Source organism: Vibrio sp. 10N.286.46.A8, assembly GCF_041470165.1.
GTDB classification, from domain to species: Bacteria; Pseudomonadota; Gammaproteobacteria; order Enterobacterales; family Vibrionaceae; genus Vibrio; species Vibrio tasmaniensis_A.
In genome coordinates this window covers 1-19,104 of record NZ_JBFRLX010000001.1, presented here as the reverse complement: position 1 = coordinate 19,104, position 19,104 = coordinate 1, and the positions used below count along the sequence as shown (strand labels likewise).

Annotated in this window: 16 protein-coding genes; 10 read left to right on the top strand and 6 right to left on the bottom strand. The window is 43.6% G+C overall.

The window, feature by feature from the left end; genetic code table 11:
- Positions 1-4: 4 nt before the first annotated feature.
- Positions 5-1,222: a ParA family protein gene (locus AB4232_RS00080; RefSeq protein WP_009846016.1), complete on the bottom strand. Its 1,218-nt coding sequence runs from the start codon at positions 1,220-1,222 to the stop codon at positions 5-7.
- A gap of 1,261 nt (positions 1,223-2,483) precedes the next feature.
- On the opposite strand from AB4232_RS00080, the gene AB4232_RS00075 reads away from it, so the two are divergent.
- Positions 2,484-4,463, top strand: coding sequence for a replication initiator protein RctB domain-containing protein (locus AB4232_RS00075; protein WP_009846017.1), 1,980 nt, complete (start codon positions 2,484-2,486; stop codon positions 4,461-4,463).
- Positions 4,464-4,927: 464 nt separating this feature from the next.
- Positions 4,928-6,484, top strand: a complete 1,557-nt coding sequence (locus AB4232_RS00070; RefSeq protein WP_372085562.1) for an alpha/beta hydrolase — start codon at positions 4,928-4,930, stop codon at positions 6,482-6,484.
- Between the two features lie 68 nt (positions 6,485-6,552).
- Here AB4232_RS00070 and AB4232_RS00065 read toward each other — a convergent pair whose 3' ends face one another.
- From AB4232_RS00065 to AB4232_RS00055, 3 genes are read right to left on the bottom strand one after another with little or no spacing between them, the layout of a single operon-like run.
- Positions 6,553-7,095: a hypothetical protein gene (locus AB4232_RS00065; protein WP_009846019.1), complete on the bottom strand. Its 543-nt coding sequence runs from the start codon at positions 7,093-7,095 to the stop codon at positions 6,553-6,555.
- The gene (locus AB4232_RS00060) at positions 7,092-8,024 is read right to left on the bottom strand and encodes an ATP-binding cassette domain-containing protein (protein WP_371726830.1); all 933 of its coding nucleotides are present in this window, start codon (positions 8,022-8,024) and stop codon (positions 7,092-7,094) included. The genes AB4232_RS00065 and AB4232_RS00060 overlap by 4 nt, the downstream gene beginning before the upstream one ends.
- 9 nt (positions 8,025-8,033) lie before the next feature.
- Positions 8,034-8,858, bottom strand: a complete 825-nt coding sequence (locus AB4232_RS00055) for an ABC transporter ATP-binding protein (RefSeq protein WP_372085561.1) — start codon at positions 8,856-8,858, stop codon at positions 8,034-8,036.
- A 361-nt stretch (positions 8,859-9,219) separates the two neighbouring features.
- Here AB4232_RS00055 and AB4232_RS00050 point away from each other — a divergent pair, with 361 nt between their 5' ends.
- Both AB4232_RS00050 and AB4232_RS00045 read left to right on the top strand, forming a co-directional pair.
- Positions 9,220-9,414 carry a PA3496 family putative envelope integrity protein gene (locus AB4232_RS00050; RefSeq protein WP_004732575.1) on the top strand — a complete coding sequence of 65 codons (195 nt, stop codon included), beginning with the start codon at positions 9,220-9,222 and terminating at the stop codon, positions 9,412-9,414.
- Positions 9,415-9,604: 190 nt separating this feature from the next.
- Positions 9,605-10,165 carry an NADAR family protein gene (locus tag AB4232_RS00045; protein ID WP_372085559.1) on the top strand — a complete coding sequence of 187 codons (561 nt, stop codon included), beginning with the start codon at positions 9,605-9,607 and terminating at the stop codon, positions 10,163-10,165.
- Between the two features lie 209 nt (positions 10,166-10,374).
- On the opposite strand, the gene AB4232_RS00040 is transcribed toward AB4232_RS00045, so the two are convergent.
- A complete protein-coding gene (locus tag AB4232_RS00040; protein ID WP_372085558.1) occupies positions 10,375-11,133 on the bottom strand; it encodes a substrate-binding periplasmic protein in 759 nt (252 codons plus the stop codon).
- An 88-nt stretch (positions 11,134-11,221) separates the two neighbouring features.
- Between AB4232_RS00040 and AB4232_RS00035 the strand changes: the two genes are divergently transcribed.
- Both AB4232_RS00035 and AB4232_RS00030 read left to right on the top strand, forming a co-directional pair.
- Positions 11,222-13,648 (top strand): response regulator, encoded by a 2,427-nt coding sequence (locus tag AB4232_RS00035; RefSeq protein WP_372085557.1) that lies wholly within the window; start codon positions 11,222-11,224, stop codon positions 13,646-13,648.
- A gap of 326 nt (positions 13,649-13,974) precedes the next feature.
- The gene (locus tag AB4232_RS00030) at positions 13,975-14,634 is read left to right on the top strand and encodes an HAD family hydrolase (RefSeq protein ID WP_372085555.1); all 660 of its coding nucleotides are present in this window, start codon (positions 13,975-13,977) and stop codon (positions 14,632-14,634) included.
- Positions 14,635-14,728: 94 nt separating this feature from the next.
- On the opposite strand, the gene AB4232_RS00025 is transcribed toward AB4232_RS00030, so the two are convergent.
- Positions 14,729-14,911 (bottom strand): hypothetical protein, encoded by a 183-nt coding sequence (locus AB4232_RS00025; protein WP_372085554.1) that lies wholly within the window; start codon positions 14,909-14,911, stop codon positions 14,729-14,731.
- An 88-nt stretch (positions 14,912-14,999) separates the two neighbouring features.
- Between AB4232_RS00025 and hppD the strand changes: the two genes are divergently transcribed.
- Genes hppD through maiA form a run of 4 tightly spaced genes read left to right on the top strand, consistent with a single transcriptional unit; the run spans position 15,000 to position 19,014 of the window.
- On the top strand, positions 15,000-16,073 hold the full coding sequence (hppD, locus tag AB4232_RS00020) for a 4-hydroxyphenylpyruvate dioxygenase (protein WP_017100488.1): 1,074 nt from the start codon (positions 15,000-15,002) through the stop codon (positions 16,071-16,073).
- The gene (locus tag AB4232_RS00015) at positions 16,066-17,241 is read left to right on the top strand and encodes a homogentisate 1,2-dioxygenase (protein ID WP_102525649.1); all 1,176 of its coding nucleotides are present in this window, start codon (positions 16,066-16,068) and stop codon (positions 17,239-17,241) included. The genes hppD and AB4232_RS00015 overlap by 8 nt, the downstream gene beginning before the upstream one ends.
- Positions 17,242-17,250: 9 nt before the next feature.
- Positions 17,251-18,288, top strand: a complete 1,038-nt coding sequence (locus AB4232_RS00010) for a fumarylacetoacetate hydrolase family protein (protein WP_372043948.1) — start codon at positions 17,251-17,253, stop codon at positions 18,286-18,288.
- Positions 18,289-18,309: 21 nt separating this feature from the next.
- The gene (gene maiA / locus AB4232_RS00005; RefSeq protein ID WP_372043947.1) at positions 18,310-19,014 is read left to right on the top strand and encodes a maleylacetoacetate isomerase; all 705 of its coding nucleotides are present in this window, start codon (positions 18,310-18,312) and stop codon (positions 19,012-19,014) included.
- The last annotated feature ends 90 nt before the right edge of the window (positions 19,015-19,104 follow it).

Below are 19,104 nucleotides of genomic sequence, written 5' to 3'. Positions count from 1 at the left end.
CTTGTTATCCCTGATTAAGTGAAGGCCAGTTGCTATGTAATACACGCTCTAATTCTAGAGCACTTTTTTGTACTGCGTCTTGAGCCACAGCCAGAGTTTTCTTACCGCCCTCAAAGTCGCTTACCGTCAGATCGAAAACCGTGCTGTAAGTGTCAGCACAAGTTTCAAAGGCGCGGCTTCTTGGAATCGTGGCCATCATTACTTGGTCATTCAACAGGTAGTTCATCTCAGTCAGAACTGATACCTGTTTTTTATTGTCGTCTTCAAACATCGTTGGCATTAGACGAACGAACTCAAGCCCTTTCCAATCGTCCGGGAACATTTCATAAACCGTTGGCAAGTGCTGGAAGAAGTTAACCGTTGAAGCCCAGTCCAAACGCTTGGCTGCACATGGTATTAAAAGTGCGTTCGACGCGTACATTGCATTCCACACTAACGGGTCCACGTGTGGTCCAGTATCAATCATGATCACATCAAAATCATCGGCGATTTTGTCGATAAGCTTTTCTTTCAAAAGACGAACAATATCAAGTGACTGATCTCTAGACAGACTTTGCCATGCTTCAGCGTTAAACATCGCATCTTCTGGGAAGGCTGAAATAGTCTTCAAATTAGGATACTGAGTTGGCAACAGCACGTTCTTACGCAAGAATTCTAGGTCAACATCCTGCTCTTCTGGCACATTATCCAACATGATATCAACTGCAGAATAAATGCTGTCATGCTCTGCACCACTAATTTGTGGGTTTAAGAACAGACGCAAAGAGCCTTGTGGATCCAAGTCAATCAAACAGATACGGTAGCGCTTGTCCAAATTTAGAGATAAGCACGCAGCTAAGTGAACTGCCGTCATTGATTTACCCGTACCGCCCTTTTGGTTTTGTACGTTGATAATCCATGGTTTGTTGTCAGCATGCTGCTTACGTTGATGGAACTTCGGCACTTCTGCCGCGTCCATCAACATGTGAGCTTCTGTCAATGAAATCGAGTAGTGATTGGCATTGTTCTTTGTAAACTGATGGCCATCAGCTTCAAGTTTAGTGATCGCTTCATCGAGTTTACGACGCGTTAAACCAGAACGAGTCTCCATCATAGCTTTAGACATTGGAGGGAAATGTTCATCACTTCGCTCTTCCAAAATAATCTCAATTCGGTCAGCCTGAACTTGTTGAGTTTGTTCGGCTAGCTGATAGAGCTTATCAATCGTTTGTTCTCTTTTCATTGCCAGTTTCCGTAATGATTAACTAAGTACAAATTGTACAGCGATTAACGACAAACACAACAAAAACATGAACATGCATTTATGAGTAAACTCACATAAAATAGACAGTGTTTTTACAATTTGATGAAACATCACCTCAGAGTAATACTGAAAGTCATCATTTACATCATGCACAACCATGTTATTTCTAGTGCACATTTAAAATGTTACAGCATCACTTATTTACAATGTAAATGAAATTATCGCTAAAAAACTGCGGAACGATTGAAACACAACTATAGATTACGGTTGGTGTGATTTGCATTCGAATTTATAGATTTTCAATTCAATAAAAATTAAAAAACGCTCAATGGACAAAAAATTCAAAACAGAAGAGAAGAGGAGGTGCAAAAAAAACAACAGAGGATTCTAACCTGAGCGGAAGAATGATCATGGAACATATCCAGTGTAAGATAATTAATAACACCCAATTATGAAGCATGATCAAGGCGTAAACTTAGCAATATTGATCCGAACAACTGCACATTACAAATGATCTAATTACGGAAAAATGATCAAGTAAATATCGTTCCGGAAGCATGTAATTTAAGAGCTAAGTTACGGACAAATGCTTTTGCAATGGGGATTCAACGCCTATAAGGGCTCAATGATTGAAAATTCAATCTACACTGACCGAGAATACGCAAACATGACAATTTCATGATCATGCTTCCAAGTTAACTCCCACCTGCGCTAAATACATCAAAGCTATCCATTTTCAACAGATACAGATTAAATTTTATCCTCAATAGGGCGGGAAGGATAAAAAGTACCATCACTTGATCATTGTTCCGATAGATTGGCCATCATAAATATCCACATTGATGTGTATGAAGTGACTTAGAAGATGATGTTGACTTCCGAACTGTGGATAAGCTGTATAAGTATAATGATCATGCTTTCAAGCCAATAGTGATCATGCTTACAATGACTTAATGATCATACTTCTGACGTTCTGTGATCATGCTTTCTTTGATTTAATGATCATAGTTTCGGGGTTTTTATGATCATGCTTTCCAAGGGGTTTTATTTTAAACTTTTAAATTCAGCAACTTAAAAGCAAAGAAACAGCCAGATCATTAGATCACTTAATCATTTAAGATCATATTAATCAAAAAGATCAGTTATTTAAAAGCCAATAAATTCTCTTTATTTATGATCAGTCTTTCTTTATCATTCAGGAACTATAGTGAAATTACGGTTAGTGTGATACGGATCAAAAATGAAACCAGAAGAGAAATTGTTAATTAAGGCACGAAGCCACAAAGATGGTCATTTATTTGAGGTATCTGAAACAGCCGTTGAATGGATAGAACAATATCAACACTTCAAAGGTGTCACCAAAAGCATTGTTGAGCTTCTTAACCTAATTTCACTTCGTGGGTTTAGCAGCAAAGACGGTTACGTTTCCACTACCGAGATTATTGAATCAACCGATGGCCAAGTTACTCGTGCAGCCTTACAGCAAAGGTTAAGAGCTGCGGTTAGTATCGGTCTTTTCAAACAAATTCCGGTTCGCTTTGAAGAAGGTCTTGCTGGCAAAACTATGCTGCATCGCTTTGTGAACCCAAACCAATTGATATCGGTACTGGGTGCTACTAGCTTAGTGACAGAAAGCGTGAAGCAAAATGAGAAGCAAAAGCGATCTAAAGCTCTAGCTCAAACCAAAGTCAACAAGCGCTTATTGAATGAACACGGACTCAATACCCCACCAACGATGAAAGACGAAGCCGATCAATTTATTGTGTCGCCAACTAATTGGGCAGGTATTATTGATCAAGCCTTAGCGCCCCCTAGAACGCGCAAGAGCTACCAAAAATCAATGGTTTCGATCTCTGGCACTCGAGCGGTGATCGAGACACGATCTTCAAAAAACATTATGACGGTTGATGATCTGATGACGCTATTCGCGTTATTCACGCTTACTGTTCAATATCATGATCATCACCAAGATGATTACCATCTAGACGCTAAACACACACCGAACAAAACACCACTTTACATTACGGATATTTTGTCCTTGCGTGGCAAGAAAGACAGCGGGCCGGCACGTGATTCGATCCGTGACAGTATTGATCGTATCGAATTTACCGACTTCCAATTGCATGAGCTCACAGGCCGTTGGCTTAGTGAGAACATGCCAGAAGGCTTTAAGAGTGATCGTTTCCGATTCCTAGCTAGAACCATTACCGCATCGGAAGAAGCGCCTACAGAAGGCTCTGACGGCGAAATTCGCATTAAACCGAACCTGTACATCCTGGTTTGGGAACCGTCGTTCTACGAAGAGCTGCTCACTCGTGATTATTTCTTCCTATTTCCGCCAGAAATCCTGAAGCAACATACCTTGGTCTTCCAAATGTATTCGTACTTTAGAAGCCGTATGGCACGCCGCCATACAGATTGCATGTTGCTCAGCGAGCTGAATCAGAAATTGGCGCGTAACATCGATTGGCGTCGTTTTTCGATGGATCTGATCCGCGAGCTCAGAAAGTTAGGTGAAGTAGGGGATCAAGAAGATACCTTCCTGGTTAACCTTTGGGGGTATCACTTAACGATCACCGCGTTGATCGAAAAAGGCAAAACGACTGATTATCAGGTTGATATCAAATGTAATGTGGAAGAAGTCTTACGTTACTCAAGAGCACGCACCACCAATGCAGGCAAGCGTAATATGGCACCAACGTTACCGAACCCACTGCGTAATGAAATGGTGTCTAAGCAGAAATTGGAAGAGTTGTCTGAGATTATTGATGGTGAGTTTGAGCCAATTCAGCGCAAAGCACCGTCGCCAAGAGGCAAATTGGGACGTCGAGTTAAGCAGCGTAAACACTCTGTTGAGATCAACGCTGACGAAATCATGATTACTCTCTCTAAATATACCTCTGCAGAGGCTCTAGAACGCAGCATAACGGCTTTATCTGCTATGACAGGGCATTCACATGCTTCAATCAAAGAAGAGTGTTCTGAGCTCATTGAGAAGCTTGATTGGTTGAGAGTAGGGGAGGACGTTATCCCATACGAAACACTGAGTCGTTTGATTGAGCTTTACAACGACCGTGACAGCACCAGCAATCGACACTTGTCTATTGAGCGCTTGATCTCTGGTTTAGCTGTGCGTCGTAAAGTGTGTAAACAAGTTCACGAAGGTCATTTAGACGAAAACGTGTTCCTAGCGCTCGACGAAATGGCGATTGGCCACTAACCACCAATCACTGTCACTGCTCAGTTGTAAGAAGCCCATATTTACGGTCGACGAATGGATAGTTTTAACACATTAGGTGCTGATTAAAACCGCACCTAACGCTGACAAAGTGATGACAAAGTAACGCATCTAGTTGATTATTATTTATCCCGAATAGACAACCTTTGTCCTTTCTTATGATTAATAGATTGGCTCATATTTTGTTACATCATACTGAATAGATTTTTGCGAGTTCCTTAGGGACTCGCTTTTTTTTGCCCAAAATTCAGAGTATTACATACTCATTCCGCAAAGATGATCAAGGCCGTATAACTTGATCATCTTTACGTATTTATTGCCAATATTCCTTTTATAGCTTCTTCAAATATAAAAAGACGCAATTATCAAGACCATTCTTTTCATGTTTAATTTTGAAAATCAATAATACCCTTCCCTAATTATATTTTGGTAGGGACGTTTTGTAGATGAATAGAAAATTAGCAGTATTAGTGATTGCAACAGTGATCGCTGGATGTGGAGGAGGGGATGAAGGCAGTACTCCATCAGTAACCGGTACTAGCCTAGTAAACTTATCAACGCTATCAAATGTGTCGGTTCAACTGCAGACGGTGCAATGTAATCAACTACAATTGGTTGGCAAGAACTATGTAAAGCCTAGGACGGTTGATAGTTGTTGGCTTCTAGAGGTGCCAGAAGACTACACGCAGCCAGAGGGGAAAAAAATTAAAGTTGCGGTTGCTAAAACTCTTTCGCAGGGACCCAAAAAAGGCGCCTTCTTACACCTTAATGGTGGTCCGGGCGGCATGTCTATTGATTGGGCCCAAGAAATTGAAAATGATCTTTCTGTTTTATCGGCTAATCATGACATCTATTTTGTTGATCAACGTGGTACCGGGTATTCTACTCCCTCTTTGAGCTGCGAATTTGAAGACTCTGGTACTGCTCAGCAGATTAAAGGTTGCAAGGATAAATATGTCAACGATGGCGTGGACTTGAATCAACATACTAATATAAACAATGCATTAGACTTACTGTTGCTAGAGAAGAAACTCTCTGAAGTTAAAGAAATAGACGGTGGGTGGAAGCTTTATGGTGTGTCATATGGAACACGTCTAGCTATGACAATGGCTCGTGAAGAGCAAAAGCAGATTAAAGCTGGGTATCAGGCATCCAATACAATTCAAATGATGGTATTAGACGGTGTCTTTCCCATCGAAATGAATGGCATTAAGGATATGCCTTGGTCAAACTATGAAGCGCTAGATAGAGTTCTAGAGGTGTGCGCGCGCAGTACCGGCTACTGCGATGAAACGAAATTTAAATCAGATTTAAATATTAAACTTGCTCAGATTGATGAGAAGTACCATGATTTTTTTGTCAGCTACTTGACCACAAGAAGCATCCGTCGCGATGACAGTATACCTACCGCTGGTAAATTTAACCCAGTTGAATTGGTTAAATTAACCAAAGAAGAAACAGAAACTGTGTTAGACGCATTAATTGCTTTTGAGGCCAATGCTTATAACCCTTCTAATCCAAGTCATTTTGCTGCCATGGGGTTAGCAAATATTTGTTCTGAGGAACCAGTTAAACAGCCCTACTACACAAGTCATCATGAGAGTCGAGCAAAGTGGGGAGCGGATGTACAAAATGTAGTAGATAATAGTACTAATTTGGGATTGACGCTTGAAGCATGTCAAGCCATGGATGTTGAGCCTCTAAGCAGCAGCTCTTATGCTTCTATGGAGAAGGTTGATTATCCTGTGCTCATTCTCAACGGCGCGAATGACGGTATTACACCACCTGCGCTGGCTGAAGTTTCTGCTAAGAAATTCTCGAATATGCTCAGCTTGACCTACGATCAAGGTTCTCATGGTATATTGACTGATGCCCAAGATAGTGTTCCTTGCCTGAAAAATTTGATTCTTAGTTCGATCAATGAGCCTGAGAATATGCGTAGCTTAGATACTACATGCTTAAATGTTTCTGACTTTAAGTATGTGGCGGACATTGATATCTGATGTAAGGCTCAAGCTTGTGCCCTCATATTTTAAACTGGTGTGAGGGCACATTGGGTAACTGGCCGATCTTAATGTGGAGCAATCGAAGCTCTTTGATCATCGTTCTGGTATTGACTTGCCATAAAGCGTACATGCGATTCGATCAATTTTTCTGATTCTTCTTTCCAGCGCGGTTCTTGTTGTTGGTTGGTAAACTCCAAAGCCAATACACACAAGTGCTGTAGCCGCTGTGTACACCACTCTTGTAAGTCAGGTTCTGATTTTGGATTACAAGACACAGCTTGAAGCTTGCTATAGGCAAACATCAGGTATTGGAAAGCTTTTTCCTGATGGTGCGAGCCACTAAGTTCGTTTGAGATAGATGGTGGGCTTGGTGGTGGAAGCTTTGTCGATGCCGTCAGAATTTCATCTTTATATCGATAAAACGTAAAGATTCTCAAGCATCCGTCTAACCAGCATGCGATGCCTTTGCTCTGTTCATCCGTGATCAAAGGCCCCCAGAGTGCATCTGGAGGCGTTAAGATCAAAGGCTCTAACTTCTCCACTTGATCATGCTTTCGGTCTTTGTACCAATTTCCGATCCGCTCTAACCAAGTGTCTAGTTCATTCATGCAACGTTATCCCACTGTTTAACATAGTGATTATCTGAAACTTGCTTGATCTCATGCTGTATTTCACTGCTTTGTTCACGAATACGATCAGCGTCTATTGAATAGTTTGGCTCATTTTTCACGAGTTCGCCAAATGGTAGATCAGGATCGGGCACAGCAGAGATCAATAACTTAGTGTATGGGTGTTGTGGGTTGGTTAAGATCGACTGGGTTGATCCCCACTCAACGATCTGTCCCTTGTACATCACAGCTGTCTCTTCTGCGATGTAGTGTGCTGTTGCGAGATCATGCGTAATGTACAAAAAACCTATCCCTAACTCTTTCTTCATCCTCTGCATTAGGTTCAAAACACCGAGTCGTATTGAAACATCCAACATCGAGGTGGGTTCATCGGCAAGGATAACCTCAGCACCGACTGCGAGTGCTCTGGCTAAGTTTATGCGCTGTCTTTGGCCTCCACTGAGCTCATGAGGGTATTTGGTGAGAGTTTCGATGGGCAACTCCACCAGCGTTAATAACTCGTTGAGACGCTCTGCGAGAGCTTGTTTCGTAGCAACTTGCTTGTGGATCTTAAGGGGCCGTGTTAAGTGGTGTTCAATGGTGTGGGTTGGATTGAGTGAGCCAAATGGGTCTTGAAATATCATTTGCACGCGGCTTCGGTAGTCCAAGATATCTTTACGACTTTTTAAGGTAGAAATATCTCTGCCATTGAACAGTATTTCTCCCTCTGTTGGCGGATACACTTTGGTCATCAGTCGAGCGCAGGTGCTTTTCCCGCAGCCTGATTCGCCAACCAGTGCCAATGTTTTACCTGCATGTAAATCAAAACTCACCCCATGCAGTGCTCTAAAGATCTCTTCTTTGCCAAATCCACCACCAACAGTGAATTCTTTAACAAGGTTTTTTACTTGAAAAATAGGTTGTGACATGGAGCTCTCCTAGCACGCAGTTGCGTGAGCGTGTTCGTGAATATTGGGGAAGGAACTCCATAGCTTTTGGGTGTAGGAGTGCTGAGGGTTATTGCGAATCTCATGGGCTTGGTTGACTTCAACTATCTGTCCATGACGCATAATGGCAATTCGATCGCACAGTTGGCTCATTAGTGCGAGGTCGTGGGTGATAAACAATATTGAGAAACCAAACTCTTCTCTGAGTTGGTGTATTTGCTGCAGAATTTCACGCTGTACAACCACATCCAGTGCTGTGGTCGGTTCATCCATGATCATCAACTTAGGGTTGAGCGCGAGAGCTATCGCAATCACCAAACGTTGACGCATCCCACCGCTAAACTGGTGCGGGTACTCGGTTAGACGGTGGCGAGGGATATTGACTAGGTCGAGTAACTTTTCGGCGCGATCTTTTGCTTGCTCGTTGTTCATGCCCTTGTGGTGGCGCAATACATCGGCAAACTGTTCTTCAATGGTCAGTACAGGGTTAAGCGAGTTCATCGCGCTCTGGAACACCATTGCGATCTCACTCCAACGTAAGGTGTTCAAGTGGCTGTCCGATAAGCTCAGCAAATCTTGCCCGCCAAACAGTATTTGCCCGCCAGAGATGAAAGCCGGTGGCTTATGCAGACGGTTAATGGCAAATGCGATGGTACTTTTGCCACACCCTGACTCTCCCGCTAAACCAAAAATCTCGCCCTGGCCTATGTTAAAGCTTACGGATTTTACGGCATTAAAATCGCCGTCATCGGTAATGTAATCGACACATAGATTCTTCACTTCGAGAAGAGGTGTCTCTGAATTTTCCCTAGACATGATAAACACTCAGTTATGATATTGATAACTATTATCATTAACATGTGTTGAATTTAGTGAAAGAGAAGAGCACAAAAAGAATGAAGTGACTCGAATTATTTTTTGATTATTTCATGAAGTTTCAGCGGGAAATAGGAAATGAGAACGAGGAAAATGAGAGGTGGATCAAACCACATTTCTTATGGGGAATCTTTTAAATGTAATGGCAGAAAATGGCTTTGGCAAAGTTTAAATGAGGCATTTATTAATTAGCTTTGTGAAGCGTCGGAATCATCACATTTCAGTACAGAATTGCTTAACAAGCGAAATAGCATTTGCTACAGATTACCTGTCCATTACATGGTGCTTTTCGGAGGAAAACATGTCCATTAATTCTATCAACCATGATGAAATGACAAATATTGCAAATAAGTGGGATGCTGAAGAAGAAGTATCTTTCAAACCAGAAAAGAAAATGAAATCTGCTGAAGCTCGTCGTCGTATTGAAGCTCTAAGAGAAATTAGAGAAAGCGGTTTTAGTCTGGAAGAAGCGAGGGAGCTAGGTCTAATTCATTAACAATCCCCATTGCATTTAGAAGGGTGGCGCACCGCCACCCTTTGATTTATATGCCTTTTTTAAAGAAGTTTGTGCTTTTTATAAGTAAACCATGCTCCTTGCCTCTCACCATTTAAATCTATTGTCCTTCCTCTACATTACTTGTTCTCGACTAAAAACATGCCCTTGGCATACTCTTTAACTAAGTTGTTTGACAGTTATATGCAACGCCACTAATTTTAAAGTTAAAGCAAAAATATGCGATGTTGTTGGTAAGGAGAAGGCTATGTCTAATTCGGTGGCTAAAGCCAAAGAAGTGCTGTTCTATGAACCTGAAGATCCAAACGGGTACCTGTCAAATTTTGCCGCTTGTCCTATCAAAATCGACGATCAAGTTTGGGCAACCAGCGAGCATTATTATCAAGCGATGAAGTTTGCCTCTCAAGCGCTGCGCAACACCATTCTCGAAGCCTCGACTCCTGCTGAAGCATTCTCTTTAAGCCGTGATTATGAAGACCAAGTTCGGGAAGATTGGTATGACATTCGTGTCGAAGTGATGCAGTTCATTGTCACAGAGAAGTTCAAGCAGAACCCACAGTTTGCGTTGTTTCTTACTAATACCGGAGATTCGGTGATCAAAGAGCATTCGCACAAAGACCACTTCTGGGGGGATGGGGGCGATGGAACCGGCGAGAACCATTTAGGCAAGATTCTGATGGCAGTACGACAAGAGCTTCGTACTCAGCAACTGCACTTGATTGCTGCACACTAATTCATTTACCTTCGTGGTTCCAAATTAAGTAGGTCGATTGCAGGTAAACTCTTTTAGCCCTTAAAGATGAATTAAAAAAGGCCGCCCTGTTTAGCTTCTGTGCTAATCAGGGCGGCCTTTTAGGCTTAAGAGCGAGTTAGTCATCGAAGAGAGCTAAATTACGTTACTTAAGCTATACCTTTATGCGAAGGTTACAACTGATGCTGTTGCTATAAGTAACTCTGTACGATGTCGTTGAGCTGACCATCGTCTTTCATTTGGTCGAGGCGCTGGTCGATGAAGTTTTGCAGTTTAGGATCCATCTCTGGGTCAAATGCTAAATGGATGGGGTAGTTATTGATTACTGAGCCAAACTCTTGCATCTGGTAGTCATCAATACTGAGTTTCTGTTCATTTAGGTTGTATTTGATTCGAGATTCCATTTCAACAAAAACGGTATCACCCGGAGTTCGGTTTAATACACGAAAAGCCGCGCTGTAACCTTTAACTCGAATCTCGTTAAGCTTACCTTGTTGGATATAAGGCTCTAGATTTGGATATTCAAACCCCACCAGTAATACTACCGCTTTTCCGTTTAAATCATCGATAGTGTTGAACTCAAATGGCTTCTTGCCGCTGCTAAGTAACACATGTTTTACATTGTAAATCGGATCTTTAGACAGGTTTACAGATTGGATATTTCCCCAACTTGGGCTGCCATAGGTGACCCAGTTTGGATTCTCTCTAGCGTCGAGCTTATCGACCATTCTGTTGAAAGGGTAGGTGTGGTAATCGATCTCGTATTGGCTGTCGTCAAATACGGCTTCAACAATATCCGAAACCATTCCTCTGTGAGATGACCCGTCAGTTTCGATCTGAAAAGGTTGCGCTTGGCTTGCAATGATGTAGTAGTGAACAGGTTCGCTTGCAAAAGCATAACTGCTTGAAAACAAACTGACTATGGATGTAACTATTAGATGTTTTTTCATAACCTTCCCTAGTTATTTGATGAATGACTACTATTATACTAGTTGAGTAATTGTAGTTTGCTAGGATAACAATAATGGTAATTTTTGTATGGTGAATAAAGGAAAACGCTATATTGGACTCTCCCGACAGTTGATCGGGGTAATCATCGCAATTAGTACCTTATTCACAGTCATAGTGACAGGTCTAGGTTTGTATGTGGAGTACCAAAATCGAGTTTCTTTTATCAGTTCTCAGATCGAACAGGTTAAGGATGGTTATCTTTCCGGCTTAACCGCCAGTTTGTGGGTTGAAGACCGAGAGCAACTGTTTGTGCAAGCTGAAGGTATCTCGCGCTTACCCTCGGTCAGTTATCTGTTAATAGAAAGTCCCGATGAAAAAATTTTAGAATTAGGTCAACAGACGTCCGGTCAGTCTTATTCTCAATCTTGGGATATGGTGCATCAGATGGGAGGCTCAGAGTTCCAACTGGCGACGCTCACGGTGCAGTCTGATCTGAGTATGATTCTCAACGACTTTGAAGATCGGGTCTTATTATTGCTCGCTTTCGAAGCAGTTAAAATCTTCTTATTGTCTCTGGTGTGTTTAACCATCGTCTATCGCCTTGTAGTCAAGCGCTTAATGACCATGTCTTCTCAGATCAACCATCAACAGGTTGAAGACAACAAACCGCGATTTTTAACACCCACTAACTCTACATACAGTGATGAGATCTCGACACTAGAGAGTAGCTACAATCAGTCGATTGAACGTATTCGCCAACAATACCAAGAATTGGAAAAAGCCAAAGATACTGCAGAGGTAGCGAACCGCAACAAGAGTGAATTTCTGGCCAACATGAGCCACGAAATCCGCACTCCAATGAACGGGATTATTGGGCTTTCATCACTGCTTTCTGAAATGGATATGCCGAAAGAGCAAAAAGAGTATGTCGACATGCTCAACACCTCTTCGCTTACTCTACTCGATTTAATCAATGACATTCTCGACTACTCGAAGATTGAAGCGGGTCGTTTAGAGCTTCAGCAAGAGCCGATGAAAATGATGGGTATTGCTGCCGATGTAGAGTCGACCTTCAGAGTTAAAGCCGAGCAAAAAGGGCTCAAATTCCAACTGGCGATTGATCCTAAGATCCCAACCATGGTGATTGGTGATGGCACTCAGTTAAGACAAGTGCTGAATAACCTAGTCGGGAATGCCATCAAATTTACCGAACATGGTCATGTCATGCTCTCACTTCGTTTAGAAGAAGTCATAGAGCCGGAACAGAAGCTCAGAGTGAAATTTGAGGTGACCGATAGTGGTATTGGTATCGCAGAAGACAAGCAACAATCGGTATTCGATAAGTTTCAACAAGCCGACGGCAGCACCACCCGCATCTACGGAGGCACGGGGCTTGGTCTTACGATATGCGATAAGATCGTGACCTTAATGGGCAGTAAGCTTGAGCTAACCAGTATCGTAGGTAAGGGAAGTACATTCTACTTTACCGCTGACTTTGACCCGAGCTTAGACGTTGACGAGAGCAACATAGATTTTAATAAAGTCTCGGTACTTCTGGTTGATGACAGCCAGTTGAATATGCGTATTACCTCAACACAACTTCAATCATTCGGCGTTAAGTCTGAGTGCTGTGAAACCGCCACTCAAGCGTTAGAGCTTGTTTCAGAGTCTGTGGCGAAGTCGTTGCCTTATGATCTGGTGCTGATTGATAAAGTGATGCCGTCTATTGATGGATTCCAATTAGCAAGAAGTTTGATTGAGCGTTTTGACAAAGCTTGTCCGAAGCTAGTGATGATTTCTGCCGACCCTCGAAAACAGGATGAAGCACGCGCCAAACAAGTGGGTTTTGTTGCCTACATTGCTCGCCCTTATCAAGATAATCAGCTTAAATGGACGCTGAGTGAAGTCCTGGCGAGATCGGCTGATACCTCAACCTTTACCTATCCAAATCGAGGTGAGGTCGCGTTTAAAGATCATCAACCCGTGCCATTAACCAAACCATCGAGTTCTGTTGAAGCTACAACATCTGCTTCTGTTAGAGCGACACAAATAGACAAACAAGCTCCAATCAAAGAAGAGCCAAAACCAGTGGCTGATCCGTTTAGTGGTAAGGTTTTGGTCGTTGAAGATTCTAGAGTGAACCAACAAGTTGCCAAAATGATGCTTAAGAAGCTGGGGTTTGAGGTGGATATTGCAGACAACGGTGAAATTGGTGTCGAGAAATTTAAGGCCAATGACTATGTGATGATTTTCATGGATTGCCAGATGCCAGTTCTTGATGGTTTCGAAGCGACTAAGCAGATCCGAGCGCTCGAAGAAGGAACCTCTAAACACATTCCGATCGTTGCGCTGACGGCCAACGTCGTGCAACGAGATAAGCATTTGTGCTTCGATGTGGGTATGGATGAATTTTTACCAAAACCCGTCAATCAAGGGAAACTGAGAGAGATCGTTGCCAGTTTCTTGTCGAAAGGAACTGAGTCGAGCAAGGAACATGAGCAGAAAATCGTTTAGGTTCAATTAGCTGGTGTCTCGCTAAAGCATATCCAACTCTATAAGAAACTCCGACAGAATCAGTCGGAGTTTCTTTTTTTTTGCTAATGAGCACTTGGTTAGCTAATACATCTAGTTAGTTAAATACATATAGTTAAATACGTCGCGTATCAATACTAATTGAATCCATAAGCTGTTGTATTTAAAAACAAGCATGTGTTGATTGTCATAGCCGTGAAATACAACTGCCACTAAAATATGCTCTTAATGTCACAATCCCGTTATAGCATGCAGCCAACTAGAACTCCTTTTTAACCTTAACGAAACTCAACCTGTGAGAGCCTAAGATGTTCAAACCTTTGTATGTATTTGATATGGATGAAACGCTGATCAATGCCGATGCAGCAATGCTCTGGAATGAGTTCTTGGTTGAAAGGGGCATTGCCACAGCGCCCAACTTTATTGAAGAAGATAAGCGCTTAATGGGTTTATATTCGGAAGGCAAATTGAACATGGAAGATTACCTAACATTTTCCATGCAGCCTTTGGCCGATATGCCAACAGAGCAAGTCACCGCATTGGTGGAAGAGTGTGTTGAACAGCATATTTTGCCTAGACAGTTCAAGCAGTCGAAACCTTTGATTGAGCAGCTTGAGAATGATGATATCGACATGTTGATCATCTCTGCCAGTGTAACTTTCTTAGTGGAAGCGGTCGGTCGCAAGATTGGTATCGAGAATGCACTCGGTATTGATTTGATTGAAAACCAAGGCCGTTTTACTTCTCAAATATCAGGCGTACCAAGCTACCGTGAAGGTAAAGTAACCCGTTTAAAAGAGTGGTTGGATAATCAAGAAACCAACTACTCGGACATTCACTTTTATACAGATTCAATCAACGACTTACCTTTGTGTGAACACGCTGACTTTGCTTACTTGGTGAATCCATGCCCGCGTTTGAAAGCTTTAGCCGATCAACCGAATTGGTCGATTCTCAACTGGGATTAACACGAATCTTATAGTCGAATTAGGTTCGCTCTAGAACTCATCAAGCCGCTGACTACAGCGGCTTTTTTGCATCTTCAGTCTAATGTTCGATTTATTACCTTAGCTGAAAAAAGGATGCATGTAACAATTCAGTAACATCTCTTGCTCTGCTGTAAATCAAACCACCATCTTTCAATCCCTTGATAGCACTCACTTTCTTGTCTTGACAGTTTGTGTGTAACAAATGTTTTACAAACTGACAGGATTTCATCGAAATTGCCCATTTTCCTCCACCCATTCCATTATCTCGGCTTGTGGGCCAAATTTAATTAAGGACAAAAAATACACAACACAACACAAAACCGATAGGTACAAGGAGAAAGTTCATGGTGGATACATACAACCCGCTTGGCACGGATGGATTCGAGTTTGTTGAATACACGGCCGTTGACCACAAGGGAATTGAGCAACTTAAAGCGCTGTTTGTGTCACTTGGTTTTGCTGAGATCGCCAAGCACCGCTCAAAAGAGGCTTGGCTGTATCGACAAGGTGACATCAACTTTATCGTCAATGAACAGCCTCACAGCCAAGCGGAAGCGTTCGCTAAAGTGCATGGGCCATCGGTCTGTGGCATGGCTTTTCGTGTCAATGAAGCAACCGCTGCAATGGAGCAAGCGTTTAAGGGCGGCGGTGAAGAGTACAAGACAGAAATAGGGCCGATGGAACTGAGCATTCCTGCCATTTACGGCATCGGTGAAAGCCTGCTCTATTTTGTGGATCGTTATGGCAAGCAGAGTATCTACGACGTCGACTTCCGATTCTATGACGATGCGGAACAGCGCATGGCCGAAGCCAATGTTGGTTTGTATGAAATCGACCACCTCACGCACAACGTTAAGCAAGGCAATATGGATGTGTGGTCTGGGTTCTATGAGCGTCTTGGTAACTTCCGCGAGATTCGTTACTTCGACATTGAAGGCAAGCTGACAGGCCTTGTGAGCCGCGCCATGACCTCACCGTGTGGCAAAATCCGTATCCCTATCAATGAGTCTTCCGACGACAAATCACAAATCGAAGAGTTTATTCGCGAATACAACGGCGAAGGTATCCAACACATCGCACTCGCAACGGATGACATCTACAAAACCGTGAAGACTCTGCGTGATCGCGGTATGGACTTTATGCCAACCCCTGATACCTACTATGAGAAAGTTGACGATCGTGTGAAAGGCCACGGTGAAGACACTGATCTGCTGCGCGACCTGCGTGTTCTGATTGATGGCGCGCCGACCAAAGACGGCATCTTGCTGCAAATTTTCACACAGACGGTAATTGGGCCTGTGTTCTTTGAAATCATTCAGCGCAAAGGCAACGAAGGCTTTGGTGAAGGTAACTTCAAGGCGCTGTTTGAATCGATTGAAGAGGACCAGATTCGTCGAGGAGTATTAGACGATGCATAAATGGATCTCGTTTCCTCATCGGGAGGGGGTGTGCTCTAAACAAGCGCACGCCGACTTCCCCGAAGAGGCAATTTATGAGCGAGAAGCGGGCCGAAGTGGATTCTTTGGCCCTGCCGCTCACTTTCATCACCAGCATGCCCCAACAGGTTGGTCGGAGTGGGAGGGGGATTTACGCCCTCGCGCTTTTGATTTTACGCTGGTGGAAAAAGCCAGCCAGATAACCCCTTGGGCGGTGCCTCATCTTTTGCACAATGCGGACTGCAAAATCCGCGTATGGCGCATGGATGAGAAGATGGATTTCTTAGTGCGTAACTCTGACGGCGATGAGCTGTTGTTCATTCACCAAGGCAGCGCCGATCTCTATTGTGACTATGGTCATCTAGCAGTGAGTGAAGGGGACTACGTGATGATCCCGCGCTCGACCAACTGGCGTTTAGAGCCAAGCGAGCCGATGTTTATCTTGATGATTGAGAATACAGACGCGGCTTACTCCCTGCCAGAGAAAGGCATGGTCGGCAATCATGCGGTGTTTGATCCGGCGGTACTCGATATCCCTTCAATCAACGATCAATTCCGCGCTCAGTATTCAGAAGATCAAACCCAAGTTCAGGTGAAACGCCACGACAAAGTCAGTGTGATCACTTATCCGTTCAATCCATTGGATGCAATTGGCTGGCATGGTGATTTGGCCGTGGTGAAAGTGAATTGGCGCGATATCAGACCGCTGATGTCACACCGCTACCACTTGCCACCTTCTGCGCATACGACGTTTGTGGGTGCAGGCTTTGTAGTGTGCACCTTTGTACCACGCCCGATTGAGAGCGATCCAGGTGCATTGAAAGTGCCGTTTTACCATAACAATGACGACTACGACGAAGTACTCTTCTATCACGCTGGTGACTTTTTTAGCCGTGACAATATTGAAGCGGGCATGGTGACTTTCCATCCAGCAGGCTTCACTCATGGACCTCACCCTAAAGCCTTTAAGGCAGGTCAGGCGCATAAGAAGAAGTTTACCGACGAAGTGGCGGTGATGATCGATACTCGCCACGCGCTGCAGTTCTCTGATGAACTCGATAGCGTTGAGAACAAAGAATATGTCTACAGTTGGCAAGACACGGGTTTGCAAGAGACAGGTTCTCAAACCATGGCTGACGATAAGAAGTAAGGGACAAGGATGAAATTAGCAACCAAAAAAAATGGCACTCGCGACGGTCTATTGATGGTCGTAAGCAAAGATCTTAAACAATGTGTAGCTGCCACCGAAATTTTCCATGCGATGCATCTAGCGCCAACCATGCAGGTAGCATTGGATAACTGGGATAGCGTTGTTTCTCAGTTACAAGAGTTATACACCTCGTTAAACAACGGGCATGTGACAGGCAGTGAAGTGTTTGCACCTCAGTATTGTGAATCGCCTCTGCCACGTGCTTATCAATGGGCTGATGGCAGCGCTTATGTAAACCACGTTGAATTGGTGCGTAAAGCACGTGGTGCTGAAATGCCAGAAAGCTTCTGGGTCGATCCATTAATGTATCAAGGCGGCTCAGACGCGTTTATCGGCCCTCGTGACAACATCGAATTTGCCAGCGACGAATGGGGCATCGATTTCGAAGGTGAGGTCGCGATTGTGACCGGTGACGTGCCAATGGGTGCAAGTGCTAAACAGGCGCACGAGTCGATTCGATTACTGATGTTGGTGAACGATGTGTCGCTGCGCGGCTTGATTCCGGCTGAGCTCGCGAAAGGCTTTGGCTTCTTCCAGTCTAAACCGTCTTCGGCGTTCTCTCCGGTTGCGGTAACACCTGATGAGCTTGGCGAGCAATGGAGAGGCAGCAAGGTGCATCTGCCACTGACTTCAACCTACAACGACGCACCTTTTGGATGCCCGAATGCAGGTGTGGATATGACCTTCAACTTTGCAGAATTAGTTGTTCACGCTGCGAAAACTCGCCCACTATCGGCCGGTGCAATCATTGGCTCGGGCACGGTTTCCAATAAGCAAGGCACTGACCATGGCACCTCAATTGCCGAGGGCGGTGTGGGTTATTCATGCATAGCTGAAGTTCGTATGATTGAGACCATCCGCGATGGTAAACCTTCGACTCAATTTATGTCGTTTGGCGATTCGATCAAGCTTGAGATGTTTGATGCGGCAGGTGATTCTATTTTTGGCGCGATAGACCAAAAAGTGAGCCAGTATCGAGGGCTATAATCCACGTAATAGGGTTTCAGTATGAGCGAGAGCATCGTGAACAAGAACATTATACTTTACGGTTACTGGCGCTCGTCCGCAGCCTATCGAGTGCGTATTGGATTGAACCTAAAGCAACTCAACTATGAGTCGAAATCGGTGCATTTGGTGCGTAATGGCGGCGAGCAACATGATCCACAATATCGCGAACTCAATGCCAGTGAGTTAGTGCCTGTGCTGGTGGATGGTGACGTTCAACTCAATCAGTCACTGGCTATTCTTCAGTATCTCGATGAGCACTATTCTTGTGAGAGTAGCCCGGAAGTCTCGCTGATTCCTGAGCAAACACCACTGCGCTATCAAGCACTGGCGATGGCTCAGGATATTGCGATGGAAATTCATCCTCTTAATAACCTGCGCGTGTTGCAATATTTGGAGAGAGAATTATCTTGCGAACAAGAGATGAAAATGGATTGGCTTCACTATTGGATGAGCCAAGGTTTCCGAGCAGTTGAAGAGAAGTTAGCGAAGCACAGAAAAGCACATGGCGACTCGGTGTATAGCCTCACGGATTCGCCCTGTATCGTCGATGTTTGCATAGTGCCGCAGGTGTATAACGCGCTGCGCTTTGGCGTTGATATGTCGCCTTATCCGCTAATTAATTCGATTGTCGAAGCGTGTAATCAGTTGCCCGCTTTTATCGATGCGATGCCAGAGAACCAAGCGGATGCGAATACACCGATGTGAACGTATTGAATTGTTTTTTAATGAACTGGAAACATTATTTGGATGAAGTCTCGTTATAATTACGCTTTGGTATATTTAAAGATATTATTT

Bases quoted from the DNA above. Each gene is read 5' to 3' on its own strand.
- AB4232_RS00035 (WP_372085557.1), top strand. From the start codon at position 11,222: ATGGTGAATAAAGGAAAACGCTATATTGGACTCTCCCGACAGTTGATC.
- AB4232_RS00015 (WP_102525649.1), top strand. From the start codon at position 16,066: ATGCATAAATGGATCTCGTTTCCTCATCGGGAGGGGGTGTGCTCTAAA.
- AB4232_RS00060 (WP_371726830.1), bottom strand. From the start codon at position 8,024: ATGTCACAACCTATTTTTCAAGTAAAAAACCTTGTTAAAGAATTCACT.
- maiA (WP_372043947.1), top strand. From the start codon at position 18,310: ATGAGCGAGAGCATCGTGAACAAGAACATTATACTTTACGGTTACTGG.
- AB4232_RS00010 (WP_372043948.1), top strand. From the start codon at position 17,251: ATGAAATTAGCAACCAAAAAAAATGGCACTCGCGACGGTCTATTGATG.
- AB4232_RS00030 (WP_372085555.1), top strand. From the start codon at position 13,975: ATGTTCAAACCTTTGTATGTATTTGATATGGATGAAACGCTGATCAAT.
- AB4232_RS00025 (WP_372085554.1), bottom strand. From the start codon at position 14,911: ATGGGTGGAGGAAAATGGGCAATTTCGATGAAATCCTGTCAGTTTGTA.
- AB4232_RS00065 (WP_009846019.1), bottom strand. From the start codon at position 7,095: ATGAATGAACTAGACACTTGGTTAGAGCGGATCGGAAATTGGTACAAA.
- AB4232_RS00050 (WP_004732575.1), top strand. From the start codon at position 9,220: ATGTCCATTAATTCTATCAACCATGATGAAATGACAAATATTGCAAAT.
- AB4232_RS00055 (WP_372085561.1), bottom strand. From the start codon at position 8,858: ATGTCTAGGGAAAATTCAGAGACACCTCTTCTCGAAGTGAAGAATCTA.
- AB4232_RS00040 (WP_372085558.1), bottom strand. From the start codon at position 11,133: ATGAAAAAACATCTAATAGTTACATCCATAGTCAGTTTGTTTTCAAGC.
- AB4232_RS00080 (WP_009846016.1), bottom strand. From the start codon at position 1,222: ATGAAAAGAGAACAAACGATTGATAAGCTCTATCAGCTAGCCGAACAA.
- AB4232_RS00070 (WP_372085562.1), top strand. From the start codon at position 4,928: ATGAATAGAAAATTAGCAGTATTAGTGATTGCAACAGTGATCGCTGGA.
- AB4232_RS00075 (WP_009846017.1), top strand. From the start codon at position 2,484: ATGAAACCAGAAGAGAAATTGTTAATTAAGGCACGAAGCCACAAAGAT.
- hppD (WP_017100488.1), top strand. From the start codon at position 15,000: ATGGTGGATACATACAACCCGCTTGGCACGGATGGATTCGAGTTTGTT.